The 15,886-nt window shown below is 50.9% G+C and carries 6 protein-coding genes; 1 reads left to right on the top strand and 5 read right to left on the bottom strand.

The features are described 5' to 3' along the window. Positions 1 to 172 precede the first annotated feature (172 nt). Complete coding sequence (locus FJQ58_RS33205; protein ID WP_139995629.1) at positions 173 to 7,141, bottom strand: rhamnogalacturonan lyase family protein; 6,969 nt, start codon at positions 7,139 to 7,141, stop codon at positions 173 to 175. Between the two features lie 958 nt (positions 7,142 to 8,099). Between FJQ58_RS33205 and FJQ58_RS17230 the strand changes: the two genes are divergently transcribed. Further along, positions 8,100 to 8,456, top strand: a complete 357-nt coding sequence (locus tag FJQ58_RS17230) for a helix-turn-helix domain-containing protein (RefSeq protein ID WP_139995627.1) — start codon at positions 8,100 to 8,102, stop codon at positions 8,454 to 8,456. A 1-nt stretch (position 8,457) separates the two neighbouring features. Here FJQ58_RS17230 and FJQ58_RS17225 read toward each other — a convergent pair whose 3' ends face one another. The 4 genes from FJQ58_RS17225 to FJQ58_RS17210 all read right to left on the bottom strand — a co-directional run bounded on the left by FJQ58_RS17225 (position 8,458) and on the right by FJQ58_RS17210 (position 15,419). Then, complete coding sequence (locus FJQ58_RS17225) at positions 8,458 to 9,324, bottom strand: hypothetical protein (RefSeq protein WP_139995625.1); 867 nt, start codon at positions 9,322 to 9,324, stop codon at positions 8,458 to 8,460. Positions 9,325 to 9,407: 83 nt separating this feature from the next. After that, positions 9,408 to 12,650: a hypothetical protein gene (locus tag FJQ58_RS17220; RefSeq protein WP_139995623.1), complete on the bottom strand. Its 3,243-nt coding sequence runs from the start codon at positions 12,648 to 12,650 to the stop codon at positions 9,408 to 9,410. Positions 12,651 to 12,678: 28 nt separating this feature from the next. Continuing rightward, positions 12,679 to 14,019: a UDP-glucose dehydrogenase family protein gene (locus FJQ58_RS17215; RefSeq protein ID WP_139995621.1), complete on the bottom strand. Its 1,341-nt coding sequence runs from the start codon at positions 14,017 to 14,019 to the stop codon at positions 12,679 to 12,681. 29 nt (positions 14,020 to 14,048) lie between these two features. Next, entirely contained in the window at positions 14,049 to 15,419 is a 1,371-nt protein-coding gene (locus tag FJQ58_RS17210) for a sugar phosphate nucleotidyltransferase (RefSeq protein WP_139995618.1), read from the bottom strand. Positions 15,420 to 15,886 lie beyond the last annotated feature (467 nt).

The following is a 15,886-nucleotide window of genomic DNA, read 5'->3' as shown; positions in this document are numbered from 1 at the left end:
AGAACACTTCCTCGTATCAATATACAATCAGATGGGTCAATACAGGCTACAGCGTTCTATCAATCTTCTAAGGTAATAGAATCGCACGGAACAACAATTCCTCTCCAAAGGCACATCAACCAATTTAAAGCAAGCTTTTTCAACCGGCTATAAGATTACTTCACTTCTTGATTTACTCCTGCTTGCTCAAAATAGAATAGATGACTTTCGCTGCCTGCGCTCTGGTCGAGAGGCCATCAGGCACGAATGACTGATTAGCCATTCCGTTCAGAATACCTGCAGCCTGCATATCTTGAACAGCTTTGACCGCATAATCCGCAATAGCTGCTTGATCGGCAAAAGCTTCTCCACCGCTTCCTGCTAGCGTAATATTCGCGAGTGCCGCAGCACGGTGGGCCATGACGGCCATATCCTGACGCGTAATGAAGTCGTTGACTCCAAAGGTCCCGTCCGATTTCCCTTTCACGATGCCAAGCCGCTCAGCGGCAGCAATCGGACCGGCATACCAAGCCCCTTGCTGGACATCGGTGAAGCTGCTCGATGTTTCATTCTCTTCCAGTTCCAGCGCAAGCATGAGCATTTTTACAAATGCTGCCCTGGTCACCTGGACATTCGGACGGAAGCTTCCATTCTCGTACCCTTCGATTACTTGACGTGCAGCCAAGGCCTCGATAGGGTCTATCGCCCATGCCGCTTGCTGCAAATCTACGAATTTCGGAGCAGCGTGCTGGCTCGCATAGTAGCTGAAATGATTCGTTTTGAAGGTAACTAAGCCTGCCTTCGCATCATATTTCGCATTTCGAACCACTTCCAGCTTGCCATCATCCGAGATGTAATAAACGACGACATTGCCAGCCTTCTCGCCTGATTTCAGCACATAAGGAAGCGTGACTTCAACCGCATGCTTGCCACCTGAGAATTGGCTTATTTGTTGACCTCCAACCATGAGCTGAAAATCATATACAGCCGCATCGCCGACCTGCTTGCGCACCTCGTCAGATAAAGCGGAAGCCTCGACGCGCTGCACGGTTAGCTTCCAATCGCCAGAAGCTGCCCCAGCTGCTGCTTGCAGCGCCTCTGCTGAGAAGGTAAACGTGGCGGAGCCCGTTTCGAGCGATAAACGCAATGGCCCCTTCGCAGCAAGACTCGCTATGGCTGCCCCAGGAATGCTGACCTCCACCTCTTGGGCGGTATCAGCAGCGTTTATCTGAATAACAACTAACTGATTGCTCGCTGCTTGAATGGCTTGTTGAAGCTTAGCGGCATCGACTGCCGCGCTTGCTTTACCGTTCGCAGTGATGGCTGCGACAGTCACTATATTGGTCGCTGGCGCCGATGATGGCGAGCCTGGCGTTGCAGCTGGCGACGGGGTCGCTATTGGCGTCTCGGACGGCGCTGGCGACGGGGTTGCTGTTGGCGTCTCGGACGGCGCTGGCGACGGGGTCGCTATTGGTGTCTCGGACGGCGCTGGCGACGGGGTTGCTGTTGGCGTCTCGGACGGCGTTGGCGTTGGCGTCGCAACCGCCTCGGCCGTAATCTTAATTAGCTTCTCCCCTTTGACGAGCGAGCCGTCAATAGCCGTTGCCGTGACTTTAATTTCACCTTCCGCTAACGTCTGAAGCACCCCGTCCGGTCCGATCGCTGCTAGTTGGGTAGGGCTTCCATCCACATGTGAAACAGTCCAAGTTACCGTTTTATTTATGGAGGCATCCCCATAAACTTCCGCAGTAAATTGCAGCGTGCTGCCGGCCGCAACGGAATCCGCATTGTCAGCTGCCGTTACCGTAATTGCAGCAACGAGAGGACGAACATAACTGATGCTAGGCGCTGCCGGCAGCGCCATGCCGTGGCCCAAGAAAAAGCTCGGGTGCGGTGGCTGGTTGTAGCTGACATTTTGCCAAGCAACTCCAAGTCGGTAAATCGGATCATGCATCAGCGTGCGAATGCGGTAATCCGTTTCATCTACGGTCGAATAAATTCTAAATTCCATGCTGTCCTCTGAACGCCACATCACTTCCTCGCGCCAATCTCCGAACAGGTCAGCCTGCAGGCTAGAGTTCGCTTTGGTCGAATTGTTCGTAGCTGAGCCCACGGCTGTTAGTATGTTTACCGTTTTGTTATTTTCATAATCCCATTTATCGATACGGTTGTAATCTTGCAGCTCGCGGAGCAGGTCGCCGTCCCACCATACGCCAAAATTGGTCGAGCTCGGAATGCTGGACGTAATTTTTTCGCCTTTCACGCTGTATAATCCAGTTACTTGGATATGCTCGGCGTTTACAATGTTTGCACTCCACATTTCCTCACCGGGGTAACGGGGATCAAGGTCTGCGGACATCCCGCGTCCCGTATCCACGCCCGTATGGACTCCCCAAATGATCTCGCCCGTTCGCGCATCCTTCAGATCCATGCCGTACGGAGAATCAGAATGCTCCTGCACCGCAAATATTTCAAGGCCCGGACGCTCCGGATCCAGATCGCCAAAGTGCATCGCATCGCCATGCCCCAGCCCCGTATTATATAGCGGCTTGCCATTATCATCGATCCCCATCGCGCCAAAATGAATCTCGTCCTTGCCGTCGCCATCGGAATCGCCTACCGATAAATTATGGTTTCCTTGACCCGCATAGGAGCCGTACCCCTCTTCATTCGAGTCAAACACCCATCTTTTGGTAAGCTGCCCCTCCCGGTAATCGTAGGCTGCCAGCACGGTGCGCGTGTAATACCCTCTGCTGAAAATCAAGCTCGGATGCTCGCCGTCGAGGTAGGCTACTGCCGCCAGAAAACGGTCTACCCGGTTGCCGTAAGCATCTCCCCATGCAGCGACGTCGCCGCGCGGCGGATCATAATCGGTTGTCGCCAGCGCTTTGCCAGTCGCACCTTCAAATACAGTCAAATACTCGTTGCCAAGCAAAATGTATCCTGTGCTGTTCCGATAGTCCTTGCTTGGATCGCCAATAGCTTTGCCTGTTCCATCAATGGTGCCGTCTGCTGTCTTGAACGTTACTTCCGCACGTCCGTCGCCGTCGAGATCGTAAACCATAAACTGAGTGTAGTGCGCGCCCGCTCGAATGTTCGGGCCGAGATTAATGCGCCACAGCCGCGTACCGTCAAGCTTGTAGGCGTCCATATATACAATGCCCGTGTAACCCGCTTGTGAATTGTCCTTGCTGTTCGATGGCGACCACAGCATCACAATCTCGTACTGTCCATCGCCATCGAGATCGCCAACGCTAGCATCGCCAGCCGAATACGTATACGGCTGACCGTCCTTCGTATAGTCATCTGCCGGTTTCTGCAGCGGCACTGATTTGTATTGCTTTTGCCATACGCCGAAGCTGCTTGTTGCCGCCTGCTCGACGCCGTTCAAAACCGACTTAATCTGATACGAAGAAGAATCGGTCCCAGCAGCATCCACATAGTTCGTGCTCGCCGTAATTAAAGCGCCGTTCAGCTTCACACCGTCACGGTACACGTTGAAGCCGATTTCCTCCGGATCAAGCCCCAGCATGCGCCAGCCGATATAGTTGCCGCTCTCCGCTTTAATCGCTACTGGCGACCGATCCAAGTATTCCATCGCGCGTACAAGCGTCGTCACCGCCTGCGTCTCCAAATAGCTGGATGGCTCGGAGATGCCTCCCTCGTTCACGGAAGCGACTTTGTAGAAATACGGAATGGTTGTCAACACTGTCGTATCGGTATACGCGGCTATCGGCGATTTTCCGATTAACACATACGCTCCATCCGCTTTCTCTGAGCGGTAAATATTGTACATTCTCGCCTGCAAGACCGCATTCCATGAGAAGCTAATCTCATTTTTGTGAATCGCAGTAAGTGCTAATCCTTCTGGGATATCTGCTTTCGCAACATCCGGGTCGATCATGGATACGCTAAGCGCATTGGAAGCTACCGATTCAAAGCCGGTATTGTCTATCGCTGTTACGGAATAGATGTACTCCAGGCCGACATCCGCAGACGTATCCGTAAAGGACGTCGCAGTCGTCTGGCCAAGCAGCTCGGCGCTTGCAGCGACCGTCGCTTTGCGGTAAACCTTATATTTTACCGCTTCCGCAACTCCTGTCCAAGTAAGCTCCGCCTTGACCGGATTGCCGGCCAAATCTAGGTCGCTCAGCTCCAGCTTTGTAGGCGCCAGCATTAATGGCGTAATTTCCACACCGTTCAAATGCGCTGTCTGGCCGCTCAAGATCATATTCAGCTGGCCATCCTTCACAGCGATCATATTGAAGACCCGCTCGGCAATGTTTTCTTTGCCGGAGGCAATCGTCCCTTGATCCTTTCCTTCAATGACAATATTCGTTCTGGTCGAGCCGATCCAGTCTCCCGTGTAGGTTTTGACTGAATAATAGCCGTTTGGCAAATCTACTTTGAATTCATAGCTTTGCCCAAAATAGGCCACAAAGTCACGTCTCAGCGCATCTGTGGCAGAACCGCGGTCACGGTCGATCATGCCGGTGCTGTCCGTAATGCCGTAACCCCGCTCTGGCGTATAGATCGTATTGCGCGTGACTTCGTTATACCCTTCGGCTACTGCGCTGCCGACTGGACCAAAATCATATTTGTAAACGGCTGCCTTCGTCTTAATGTAAGCAGCATCGGACGGGGCGGATTCCCCTTTTCCATTCACGGCCGTGACGTGTACGTAATAACTGTCGCCTTCCACTAATCCGCCCATATTAAGCGTCGGAATCGTTGAGGTGCCAATCATCGCATATGCGCTGTCGGGCTCGGAGGAGAGCTTGCGATATATCTTGTAAATATCGGCAGATGCCGTTTCATCCCATTTGAGCAGCGCTCCCGCGTTGCTGATGCTTCCTGCAATTAAGCCTGTCGGCTTAGCTGGCACTTCGGCAGGCACTTCAATCTCCTTCACGGACTGCGCCAGCGGCAAATCAAGCTCTTTAATTCCTCCGGAGAGAAGCCTTGCCAGCTGAATCGCGCCATACTCTTGGAAATGCGTATCGTCCGCAGAGCCCGTTGGGAACGCTCCATATACGCCAGCAGGCGTGTGTAAGAACACGGATAGCGTCGCAGCAGGGCCAATGGAATCGTAATAGGCAATGCTCAGCGTGCTAAGGTCAACCAAATCTACATCGAGCTCTTGGGCGACTTCCTTCATCGCCTGTACGTACTCTGGAAAGCTGACGTTAAATTTCCCAGTCTCAGCGTTAAAGCTGCGTCTGCCCATCGGGGTAACGAGAATCGGTGTCGCTCCACGCTGCCTTGCACCGTTAATGTACGTCTTTAAATAATTTTTGTAATCGGCTGGAGCCGCATAGCGGTCCGGTACACTGATCGTGGCATCATTATGGCCGAATTGCACAAGGAAATAATCTCCCGGCTTAATCGCTCTTAAAATTTCATCGAGCCGCCCCTCGGATATAAAGTTTTTGGTGCTGCGGCCACCGATGGCGTGATTTTTGAAGATGACGTTGTCGGTGAAAAATCTTGGAATCATCTGTCCCCAGCCCGCTTGCGGGATCCAGTAGGCATCATAGGTTTGAACGGTAGAATCCCCCGCCAGATACACCGTTGGCAGCTCGCCTGCCGTACGGGATGCTTTCTTGGTGATGACAAGCGCATTAATTTTTGGCGCAGTACCTGTGAACTGGAAATTCATCTGACCGTCGACTAAAGCGATATCGAAGCTCATTTCCAAATAAGCGCCTGCAGGCCTTGGTGCATTCCCATCCAGCCGCTTCACCTTCTCTATGCTCTCAACTGTAATGGAAATATCGGTGATATCATTCGCATCTCCGGCAATCAGGGACACCGTGTAATCTCCGTTCGGAAGATCTACGTTAAAGGCGGTATCCTGCACAATGCTGAAGTCCGAGCGCAGCGCATCTGATGTTCCGCGGTCGATGAAGCTTACTTTTGCCGGATCAGTGAAGCCATATTTCCGCTCCGGAGTATAGGCAACGGCCGAGGTAATGGCCAGATAACCATCCTCTGCTGGCCCCTTACCGAAATCGAAACGCTTCACATCCCCCTCTGGCAGCGTAACCGGCGTCACGTATACCGCGCTTACCGCATAATCCGAGAAGTCGGATGAACCCTGCCCGTTAAATGCTTTTATTTTGTAATATTGCGGCACTCCCGTGTCAGCAGTAGCATCGGTAAATGACAATGCTGCTGCTTGGCCGATTTCAGCAAAATTGCCGTCTGCCGCGTCCGAACGGAATATTTTATATTCCGCTGCCCCCGCTGCCGCTAGCCATGTGAGCACCGTCGAAGCAGCATTAACTTCCGTTACGGCTAATCCTGCAGGCACTGCTGGCGCCTGTGGATCTGGAATCGTGGCTGCTTCGCTAGCCCCGCTGAGCGCGGACTGCTGACCGAACGCATTAACGGCAGAAACATAATAATGATAGCTGTTTCCAACGCTAACGGTCGTATCGGTATAGCTGCTAGCACTGATCTGTTCAGCGATTGGGCTGCTGGGCACACCGCTGCCAGTTACACGGTAAACATTGTAATAAAGCGCATCGGATACCGGCGTCCATTGCAGCGATACACTGCCTGCACTGATGTTTGCCAGCATAAGCCCTTCCGGCGCTGAAGGGAGAACTTGCTCAATGATGACCCCGTTCAAAATACTAAACGTTGCATCGCCTGTCAGTACAATATTCAATTGCCCATCCGTTACGGCTGTGTCGTAGCTTTTGCTCTCGACCGCTCTTCTGGAATTGATCGGATCCTTTGCCACATTCTCGATGGTTACTTTTGTTTTGTAGGTAGAGGTCGTTTGCAGCAAATCCCCTGAATAGAGCGTTACTTTGTAGTTGCCATTAGGCAGATCGGCAGAAAAGGTAAATGGCGTGCTGTTTCCTCCCAATACAAAATCATTCAACAGATGATCGGTTGACTCGGCCCCGCGATAGCGTGAAGCGAGGTTTTGATCCAGGCCATAGCCCAGCTCGCTCGTATACAGGGTCGTACCCGTAATCCCAATAAAACCATCCGCTACAGGTCCTCCCGTGCTGCCTGCCGGAGCAGGTGCCGCGCCAAAGTCGAACTTCCATACCTGCGGCTCCGCAATGGACGCCGCCTTCGCTTGCTGGACAGGCAAGCCTGCCAATACGGTATAAACCACCATGAATACTGCCAATGCCAAAGACATGCTACGTTTCATCCGGTTACTCATACAGCATTTGTTCCCCTTCCATGATTGGGATAATTTAAGCGGCAAATGCTCCTCAAACTGCTTAGTTAGCAGGAACAAGAAATATTTGCCTCTTAATAGTAACCCCAACAAGAATGCGCTTACATTATAAAAAACCATACGCTTTGTTCAAAATTCCGTGTTAATTGTATAATTGCAATGCATGGATGCTGTTTTTCATCTGAATAAGAATAGATATGCGTGCTTTGCGCGGGAATTTTGCGAGGAATGATATGTTCGTGGACTACGGTAAGAACGTATGTGTTCTTACAGCGTCAAAGTAAGGTTCGTTGGTTGGCTTTAAGAACGTATGCGTGCTTACAGAGGGAACTTTGCGTGAGATGATGTTTTCGCGGATCGCTGTAAGAACCTATTTGTTCTTACAGCATGAAAGTAAGGGTAGTTGGTTGGCTTTAAGAACGTATACGTGCTTACAGAGGGAATTTTGCGTGAGATAATGGTTCTCCGACTGCTGTAAGAACCTATGTGTTCTTACCGCGTGAAAGTAAGATTCGTTGGTTGGTTTTAAGAGCGTATGCGTACTTTGCACGGAATTTTGCGAGGAATGATATGTTCGTGAACTGCTGTAAGAACCTATGTGTTTTTACAGCGTCAAAATAAGGTTCGTTGGATGGCTTTAAGAACGTATGCGTGCTTACTTGGGAAATTAGCGAGGATGAGAGACTTCGATAGAAACATAGATAGACCAGCGGTTTACAATTTCAATACAATATTTTCCAACTGCTACCACTCTACATACTAGTATAATAAAACAAACCGTTCACATTGAGCTCACACTCTGCCTTGTACATGCAATTGTCAAACATGCTATAATTATGTGTACATTTACCTAGCTAGCCTAGTCATAGAGAATTAATAGAACGATACGGGTAACGTTCGAAAGGGGGAGATATAGATGTTCGCAAAGCGACTTAAGCAGCTGCGAAAAAAGAGGAAACTAACGATGCAGGAAGTAGCCGACTACTTAGGGGTTGCCAAAAGTACATATGCGGGGTATGAATCGGGATACAGACAACCAACAATCGAATCGATTCAGACGATCTCGCGCAAGCTGCGCACATCTGCCGACTATCTTCTGGGGCTTACCGACTATCCGGAGCCGCCGATCGAGCTTAACCATAATGCAAGGGAATATTTGAACTATGAACAGCTGCATTGGGACGGCGTCCCTCTGGAAAGGGACGATCTGGAGCTGATCCGCAGCTTGCTCGAACGCGTGCTCCGTGACCGTACCCTGCCAAAGGAAGAATAAGCTAACCGCCCATTAATGTCAGCAGCTTCGCTTCGAAATCACCTTGAAGCTGCAGCATTAAAGCGCTGAACTTCTGTTCCCAGCCCTCCGTAATGTCTGAATCCACTTCGTCTTTTTCAGCTCGTTCAATGATTCCCTCGAACTTTGCCGTACAGGCATTCTCCGCATTCGTCAGCCCATCGATCCATTTTTGATTTAGCTCTTGGAATGCATACGGATCTGTCATATCCAGCTCCTTGATGCTCGTATCGGCTCCCGCAAGCACCTCATTCATATCCTGGGTGCACTTCGCTTGAACCTGGATAATCTCCTGCTCGTATTTCGCAGACGCCTCAACTGGAGGCGGGGTTACTGTAGCTTCCGGCACTTCAGGCGTTGGCGTTGGTTTGGCGACAGTACCTGCTCCTGCGCCTGTGCCTTTGCCCGGCTTTGTCCCCGTACCTTGACCAGGCTTTACTTGTGTGGTTGGCTTCGAGGTCTGAACCGGATTCGGCTCGTTCTCCGTTCCAACAGGCTTATCCGTCGTCACTGCTTCAGGAATCGTCGCTCCTTTTCCTTCTTCCGCAGGTGGTACCGTTGCCTGTCCAGCAGGCTTGGCGGCCTGGTCCGTTGCTGCCGGCTTCACGGCTCCTGCCGGGCTTGTGCTCTCTGGAATATTCGTTTCAACCCCATCAGCCTGCAGCTCTGCATACTGGTTAAGCGCTGCCCCATCTGCACTTACGACAAGCGATTGGTTCGTGGATTCCTTCCAATACAGCCCACCCCATGCAAACACCAAAATAACCGCAAGCGAACCTAAAATAATGTTGATCGTATCCGGTTTTTGAAAGCGGGGACGCCTTTTTCTTCGTATATGCTGTTGACTCATTTGAGGCTGATACCACCTTCCAATTTGAATAAAAAGAAGCCAGCCCTCTTACTCCAGAAAGAGTAGGAAGACTGGCCGACACCTTAAGAGCGCATAATTTCGGTAATGATCGTGGTCAGCAATTTGTTGACCTTGCTTTTCGTTTCGTTAATCGCTTTGTTTTTCAATGCATTGGTCGCATTCACTTTGTTAATGGCATCGACCGCTTCGTTTCTTGCCTGTACCACCTCGATAATTAATTGCGCCTTTTGCTCATCGTCCGTGGCTGCTTTCAGCTTTTTCTTAATGTCAGCTAGCTGCGCATCCAAAGCCTCAGCGATTTTTTTCAGCTCAGCCTTCGGATCAACCTCGACATCACCGTTCTTAATCGTGATCTCTTGCTGGAAAACAATCTTGGCCGAACCGCCGTATGGATTCATCAGGGTCGCCTGAATGACGGCAGTTCCTTCCGCGACTTTTTTCGGAATGGTTACTTTACCCTTCCAGTCTACCGTTACGTCCTTGCTTCCAGATACTTTTTTCCATCTCAGCAGAGTTGAAGGAAGATTGGTGCCAAACAGCTTCAAGATGTATTCATGCTGCCTGCCGTTTGCCGTAACCTTTACCGTGGATACAACCTCTGAGCGAATATAAGCGACGGTCAGCGCATTGATCGCTTTCTCGTCATGCTTCAGCTTAACCTGAAAGTTCAGGACAGCTGAGCGGACATCCGCTGGCTTAACGCCAAGATTAGAAAGTGCCTCGCTAAGCGCATAGTCGTCTTTGGCAGCCAAAACCTTGCCCATTGCTTCGGTTAAAACAGCATTAATCTTCTCTTTGTTGCCCAGTAATAAAGCCAATTCATTCGGCTTCATATCCGAGATGATATCGCGTACTGTTCCTTCAACGCCTAAGCGCTCATCACCGTCTCCAAACAAGAGAACAAGGAAATCATCCATGGTCAGATCCGTGACTCCACCGGCTGCCGCTATCGTCTTCAGCGTCGCGCGGAACTCCGGATTTGTACGAATGGCCTCCAGCGCCTTTGCCTGCGGATCATATTGTATTGCCCCTACGGCCTGAATGATGCGGAACAAGCTTTTCTTCAGCTCTGCCTGATCGACCGTTGCCGGCAGGTTGGCCGCTATTTTCTTCCAGACCGGCTCGATCAATGCTTGATCCTTCGCAAAATCCAGCTTGGCCAGCTCATCCCGCAAGTTGCGAACATCCTGCACGTCTGCCGGATCGCCTGCAAGCAAGGAAGCATGAAGCTTATTCATTCTCTCCAGAAATTGCTCCGCCGGGAAATGGTCTCCCTCTCCGCTGGTTGCCTTCAAGGTCACTTCTTTCTCGAAAATCACCTTGGCCGTACCGCCGTATGGATTAATAAAGGTGGCCTGAATGATAGCCGATCCCGTTGCTGCGCCTCTCGACAGCGTCACGGAACCATTGGCTGCTACCAACACATTGTCGCTGCCGGATACCTTGCTCCATCGCAGCGCCAGCGCGGGAACCTCAATGCCGAATACCTTCAAGCTGAACTTTTGTTCACGGCCATTTTCGCTCACGACGACCGTCTCGCTCGATTCAGAACGCAACAGCGCAATCATTAGCGCACTTGCGGCTGGCCCTTCTTTTTTCAGCTTCGTTTGGAAGTTGACTACGGTAGCCGCTACCTCCTTAGTGGTTACGCCCAGACTGCCTAGCAGCGAGCTAACCTTGTAGCTTCCATTTTCAGCAAGCAGCTTCTCTGTTGCCTGAAGCAGCATCGCCGATAAAGCTTGCTGGTCTCCAAGCAGGCGCAAGAGCTCAGTCGAAGACAGGCCCGCCAGCTGTTTTCTAATCGTTCCTTCTACACCCAGATGGGTGCTTCCGTTCCCGAACAGGAAGAGCAGCAGATCATCGACAACAAAGCCCGCTTCTCCGCCCACAGCACCAAGCGCTTTCATCGCGGCCTTGTATTCAGGGTTTGCACGAAACGCTTCGAGAGCTGCAGATGGCTTCGTACTATACGAGATTGATGCCGCTTCTTTGAGCATAGCGAACAGGCTAGCTTTGATTTGGACTTGGTCGGCTGTAGGCGGAAGCTTAGCGGCGAGCTTATTCCAGATCGGATCGATTAAGGCTTGATCTTTTGCAAAATCCAGCTTTGCTATTTCCTCTTGCAAAGCTCTTACCGCAGCGATATCCCCTGGGTCCCCGGCAGCAAGCGCCGATTGGAGCTTATTCAGACGCTCTAGGAACGGGGCGGCAGGAAATTCGGTTTCCTGTGCGCCAGCGGCTGTTAACGTCACTTCTTGCTCGTAGATTACTTTTGCCGCGCCACCATAGGGGTTCACAATCTTTGCCTGAATGACGGCCGTACCGCCTGCAGCATCGTCCGGAATCGTCACGACACCGGTTGGCAGTACCGTCACGTTGGAATCGCCGGACACCTTAGACCACTGCAGTACCGCGGGCATAATATATACGCCGAACACATTCAGGCTGTATGTATGCACACGCCCGTCATAATTTATTTTCACGCTAGCTTTAGCCGCTGAACGAATGTACGCCACCGTCATGGCGCTGATGGCTGGCTCATCCTTCTTCAGCTTCACTTGGAAGTTTTGTACCGTCGAGCGGACATCCTGCGCCGTGATGCCTAGATTTTTTAAGATGGAGCTAAACTTGTACGTTCCCGTTTCCCCCAGCAGCTTCTCCGTTGCTTGAAGAAGAACCGCTGTAATGCCTTGTTTGTCGCCAAGCAATTGAATAATTTCGACTGGGGACTTGCTTGCGAGCAGGGCTCCGATCGTCCCTTCCACACCTTTTGCGCTGCCGCCATCGCCAAACATAAAGATGAGAAAATCATCCAGCCTAATATTTACATCCCCGCCTGCAGCTGCTATGGTCTTCAGCGTTGCGCGAAATTCGGGATTCGTGCGTATGGCCTCTAAATCGGAAGCCTGAGGATCATAGCGGAAGGAGCCAACCGCTTTAACCAATCGGAAAAGGCTCGCTTTCAGCTCTGCTTGGTCGACCGACTCCGGCAGCTTTGCACTGATTTTGTTCCAAATGGGATCAATAAGCTGCTGGTTAGCGGCTTCATCCAGACTCGCAATCTCATCGCGCAAGTCTCTAACCTCTTGCATATCCTTCGGGTCGCCCGCTGCGAGCGCGGCGTATAGACCTTTCATGCGTTCCAAGAATACGCTAGACGGCAATTCGCCATCCGCCGCATACACGGATTGACTGATTCCCAGCTTCTCCGCCAGCCCTTTCTGGCTAAGCGGAAGCCCTCCTAACGAAGCGCTGAGCATGGAAAGCGCTAGTGCGGATAAAGTCACTTTTTTTCTAAACGTCATCTCGTTCACCTCTGGTCATAAATTTGGGTTAAAATTGCAATACGGGCATTTGCTGCTTTACGCCTTGATTTAAGCTAGGACGGCCGACAGAGTAATACACAAACTCGGTTCCAAGCAGGTCTTTCTCATCGAACACGTTGCGGCCGTCAATTAAGATCGGACTCTTGAGCGCCTTCTGCAATTGGCCCAGATCAATTTTTGAAAATTCCTCCCACTCCGTCAGCAAGCATACCGCGTCCGCTCCGCTGGCTGTAGCCATTGCTTCCGTACACCATTCCACGCCGTTAATTTCATAGATTGCTCTAAAATTGTCCATGGCGATAGGATCATAGGCTTTAACTCTTACGCCGTTATCGACCAAATGCTGAATGATCTCCGCTGCTGGCGAATCTCGTACGTCATCGGTATTCGGCTTGAAAGCAAGACCCCAGATCGCGATTGTCTTGCCATGCAGCTCACCGCCAAAAATCGTCTCCAGCTTGCGGATAACGTTGAAGCGCTGGTCCTGATTGACTTCCACAACCGATCGCAGCAGCTTGAATTCGTAGTCGACATGTCCAGCGATTTGAATAAGCGCGCTCGTATCTTTCGGGAAACAGGAGCCTCCATAGCCGATGCCCGCTTTCAGAAAGGACGGGCCGATTCGTTTGTCGTAGCCCATTCCCTCCGCCACCTTCGTCACGTCTGCGCCAACCTTTTCACAAATATTAGCGATTTCGTTGATAAAAGAAATTTTCGTAGCTAGGAAAGCATTCGAAGCGTACTTGATCATTTCCGCGCTGCGAATGTCCGTGACGACGATTTGCTCAGTCAAAGGGATATGCAGGATCCTCATGATATCTGCCGCGCTATTTGAGTTGGCACCAATAATGATGCGGTCCGGGTGCAGCGTATCCTGGATCGCTGAGCCCTCTCTGAGAAACTCTGGCAGCGAAATGCTGTCGAAGCGCTCGCTCGTATGGGAGCTGATCAGCTCTGCTAACCGCTCGTTGGTCCCGACCGGCACGGTGCTTTTGACTGCTATAATTTTGTAGCCGTTCATCGCTTCCGCGATTTCAATAGCTGCTTGATTAATATAGGAGAGATTCGCTTCGCCGTTTGGCAGCGGCGGCGTGCCTACCGCCAATATAATAATGTCCGACTGGATTACCGCACTTGGCAAGTCCGTCGTGAACGTTAGCATTCCGGCTGCACGATTGGACGCTGCCAGCTCCTTTAGCCCTGGCTCGTAGATCGGAATGCCGCCAGCATTCAAAGTCTCAATTTTGCGCGGATCCTTATCCACACAAATGACACGGTTGCCAAGCTCGGCATAGCAAATGCCCGATACGAGACCGACATAGCCTGTTCCTATAACCGTAATATTCATGCTAATCGCTCCTTCATCGAATGATTTCGTTATACCGTGCATAGTTGCAAAATTTCATTCCAATCAAAGGCAAGCCGAACAATGTCCTCTTCAATAAGCTCGGTTCCCGTCTGAATTTCAATAATGTCCATTTCCGTTTCGGCGCGCAGGCTGTGCAGGCTCTCCTTCGAAATCGTCAGAACATCGCCTGCTTTTACGATGAAGCTTTGCCCGTTTAGCACCATGACGCCCTCGCCTGCTACCACCGTCCACACCTCATCCCGAAGCTGATGGTACTGGTAACTTAAATTCCGCCCCGGCGCCACGCATATCCGCTTCGTTAACACTTCCTTGCCATCGGGATATTTCAAGTAATCCAGCACCCGGTAACGCCCCCATCGCCGCTCCTCGTACATCGGCCGCTGATCCGAATGCTTCATAACCTCCTTGATCAAGGGACTCGATGCTTTGTCCGACACCAAAATTCCATCGGGGCTTGCAGCAACGATGACATTGGATACGTTGAGCAGCGTGATCGGAATATCCAGCTCGTTGATGACATGTGTATTGACCGAGCCGTCGGTGATGATTCCTTTGCCGATCAGCGGCGTTTCAATCTCCTCGGTCAGCGTGTTCCACGTGCCAAGATCCTTCCAATCCCCCTCGTACGGAAGCGCAACGATATGGTTGGATTTCTCTACGATTTCATAGTCAAAGCTGTTTTTCGGCAGCTTGCCGTATTGCTTCAGCATCTCGTCATATTGAATAGGAAGCTCATTGGCAATCAGAATATTGATGATAAAATCCAGCTTGAATGCAAAAACCCCGCAGTTCCAAAGCGCAGCCTGCTCAATCATGGCTGCCGCTTCTTCTTCACGGGGTTTTTCTCTAAAGCTGTGTACATTGACGTAGTTTTCGTCTGTCTGTGAGCCGGGCTCCGGCACGATATAGCCGTATTTCTCAGATGGATACGTCGGCTTGACGCCCATCAGGGCGAGATCCGCGCCCGATTCGTTCAGCACCTGCTCAAGCATCTTCGTCTTCTCAAAGAAGGATTCCTCTACGTACGGATCAACCGGCATCACGACCACAGCCTCATTCAGGCTCACGCCCTGCACGGAGTACAAGTATGTTGCCGCCAGTGCGATAGCAGGGAACGTATCCCGACGCTCCGGCTCCACAATAACCTCGATCTCGCTTCCAAGCTGGCTATGGATCATATCTACCTGCGGCTTGCTTGTTGCGATATAGGAATGCTCGCTCAGACCCGCTCTCGCAATCTGCCCCCACACTCGCTGAACCATCGATTCGCGCTCACCGTCCGCATTTTTGAGCACCTTCAAAAACTGCTTGGAGCGCGACTCGTTCGACAACGGCCAAAGGCGCTTGCCCGAGCCCCCTGATAAAAGAACAATTTTCATTCTGATTCCTCCTAAAAAGTTTTTGTGGAGCTTTACTTCGTGGAGATTCTTCGTAACAAAAACTTTGCTGTTTCGTAATCAAGTGAATAACAATTTTCAGTTTGATCGCTGCGCGAGTAGATCATTCTTACGATCGCGGTTGCAGCCAGATTCTTTGATTTCATTAGACATGTAAAGGTAAGAATCTGACTGCAAAGGCGAACACTTCGTTTCTCCAGAACGATCTGCTCGCTTCGCTTTCACTTCAAAATAGTAATTCAATTAAAATAACGTTCTATCAGCGCTTCGCTTCTTTAAAACTAGTCAGCGAAATGCGAATATAGTGAATTAACGGGAAAAGCTCCCGTTAATTCGTCTAACTTGATTCAACTATTGGTCAAGTCCAAATTTGTGTGTAAAATCTCATCTAGCTTATCGGAATGGATATCAACGGTTGTTTCGCCATTCATGGTAGGCAGCCATGTCCA

It is taken from the genome of Paenibacillus paridis (genome assembly GCF_006345825.1).
Lineage (GTDB): Bacteria > Bacillota > Bacilli > Paenibacillales > Paenibacillaceae > Pristimantibacillus > Pristimantibacillus paridis.
Note: the sequence above shows the minus strand (reverse complement) of the source record. Positions and strands in the feature narration are given on the sequence as shown.

Coding starts and splice junctions, on each gene's coding strand:
- FJQ58_RS17225 (WP_139995625.1), bottom strand. CDS start 9,324: ATGAGTCAACAGCATATACGAAGAAAAAGGCGTCCCCGCTTTCAAAAA.
- FJQ58_RS17215 (WP_139995621.1), bottom strand. CDS start 14,019: ATGAATATTACGGTTATAGGAACAGGCTATGTCGGTCTCGTATCGGGC.
- FJQ58_RS33205 (WP_139995629.1), bottom strand. CDS start 7,141: ATGTCTTTGGCATTGGCAGTATTCATGGTGGTTTATACCGTATTGGCA.
- FJQ58_RS17230 (WP_139995627.1), top strand. CDS start 8,100: ATGTTCGCAAAGCGACTTAAGCAGCTGCGAAAAAAGAGGAAACTAACG.
- FJQ58_RS17210 (WP_139995618.1), bottom strand. CDS start 15,419: ATGAAAATTGTTCTTTTATCAGGGGGCTCGGGCAAGCGCCTTTGGCCG.
- FJQ58_RS17220 (WP_139995623.1), bottom strand. CDS start 12,650: ATGACGTTTAGAAAAAAAGTGACTTTATCCGCACTAGCGCTTTCCATG.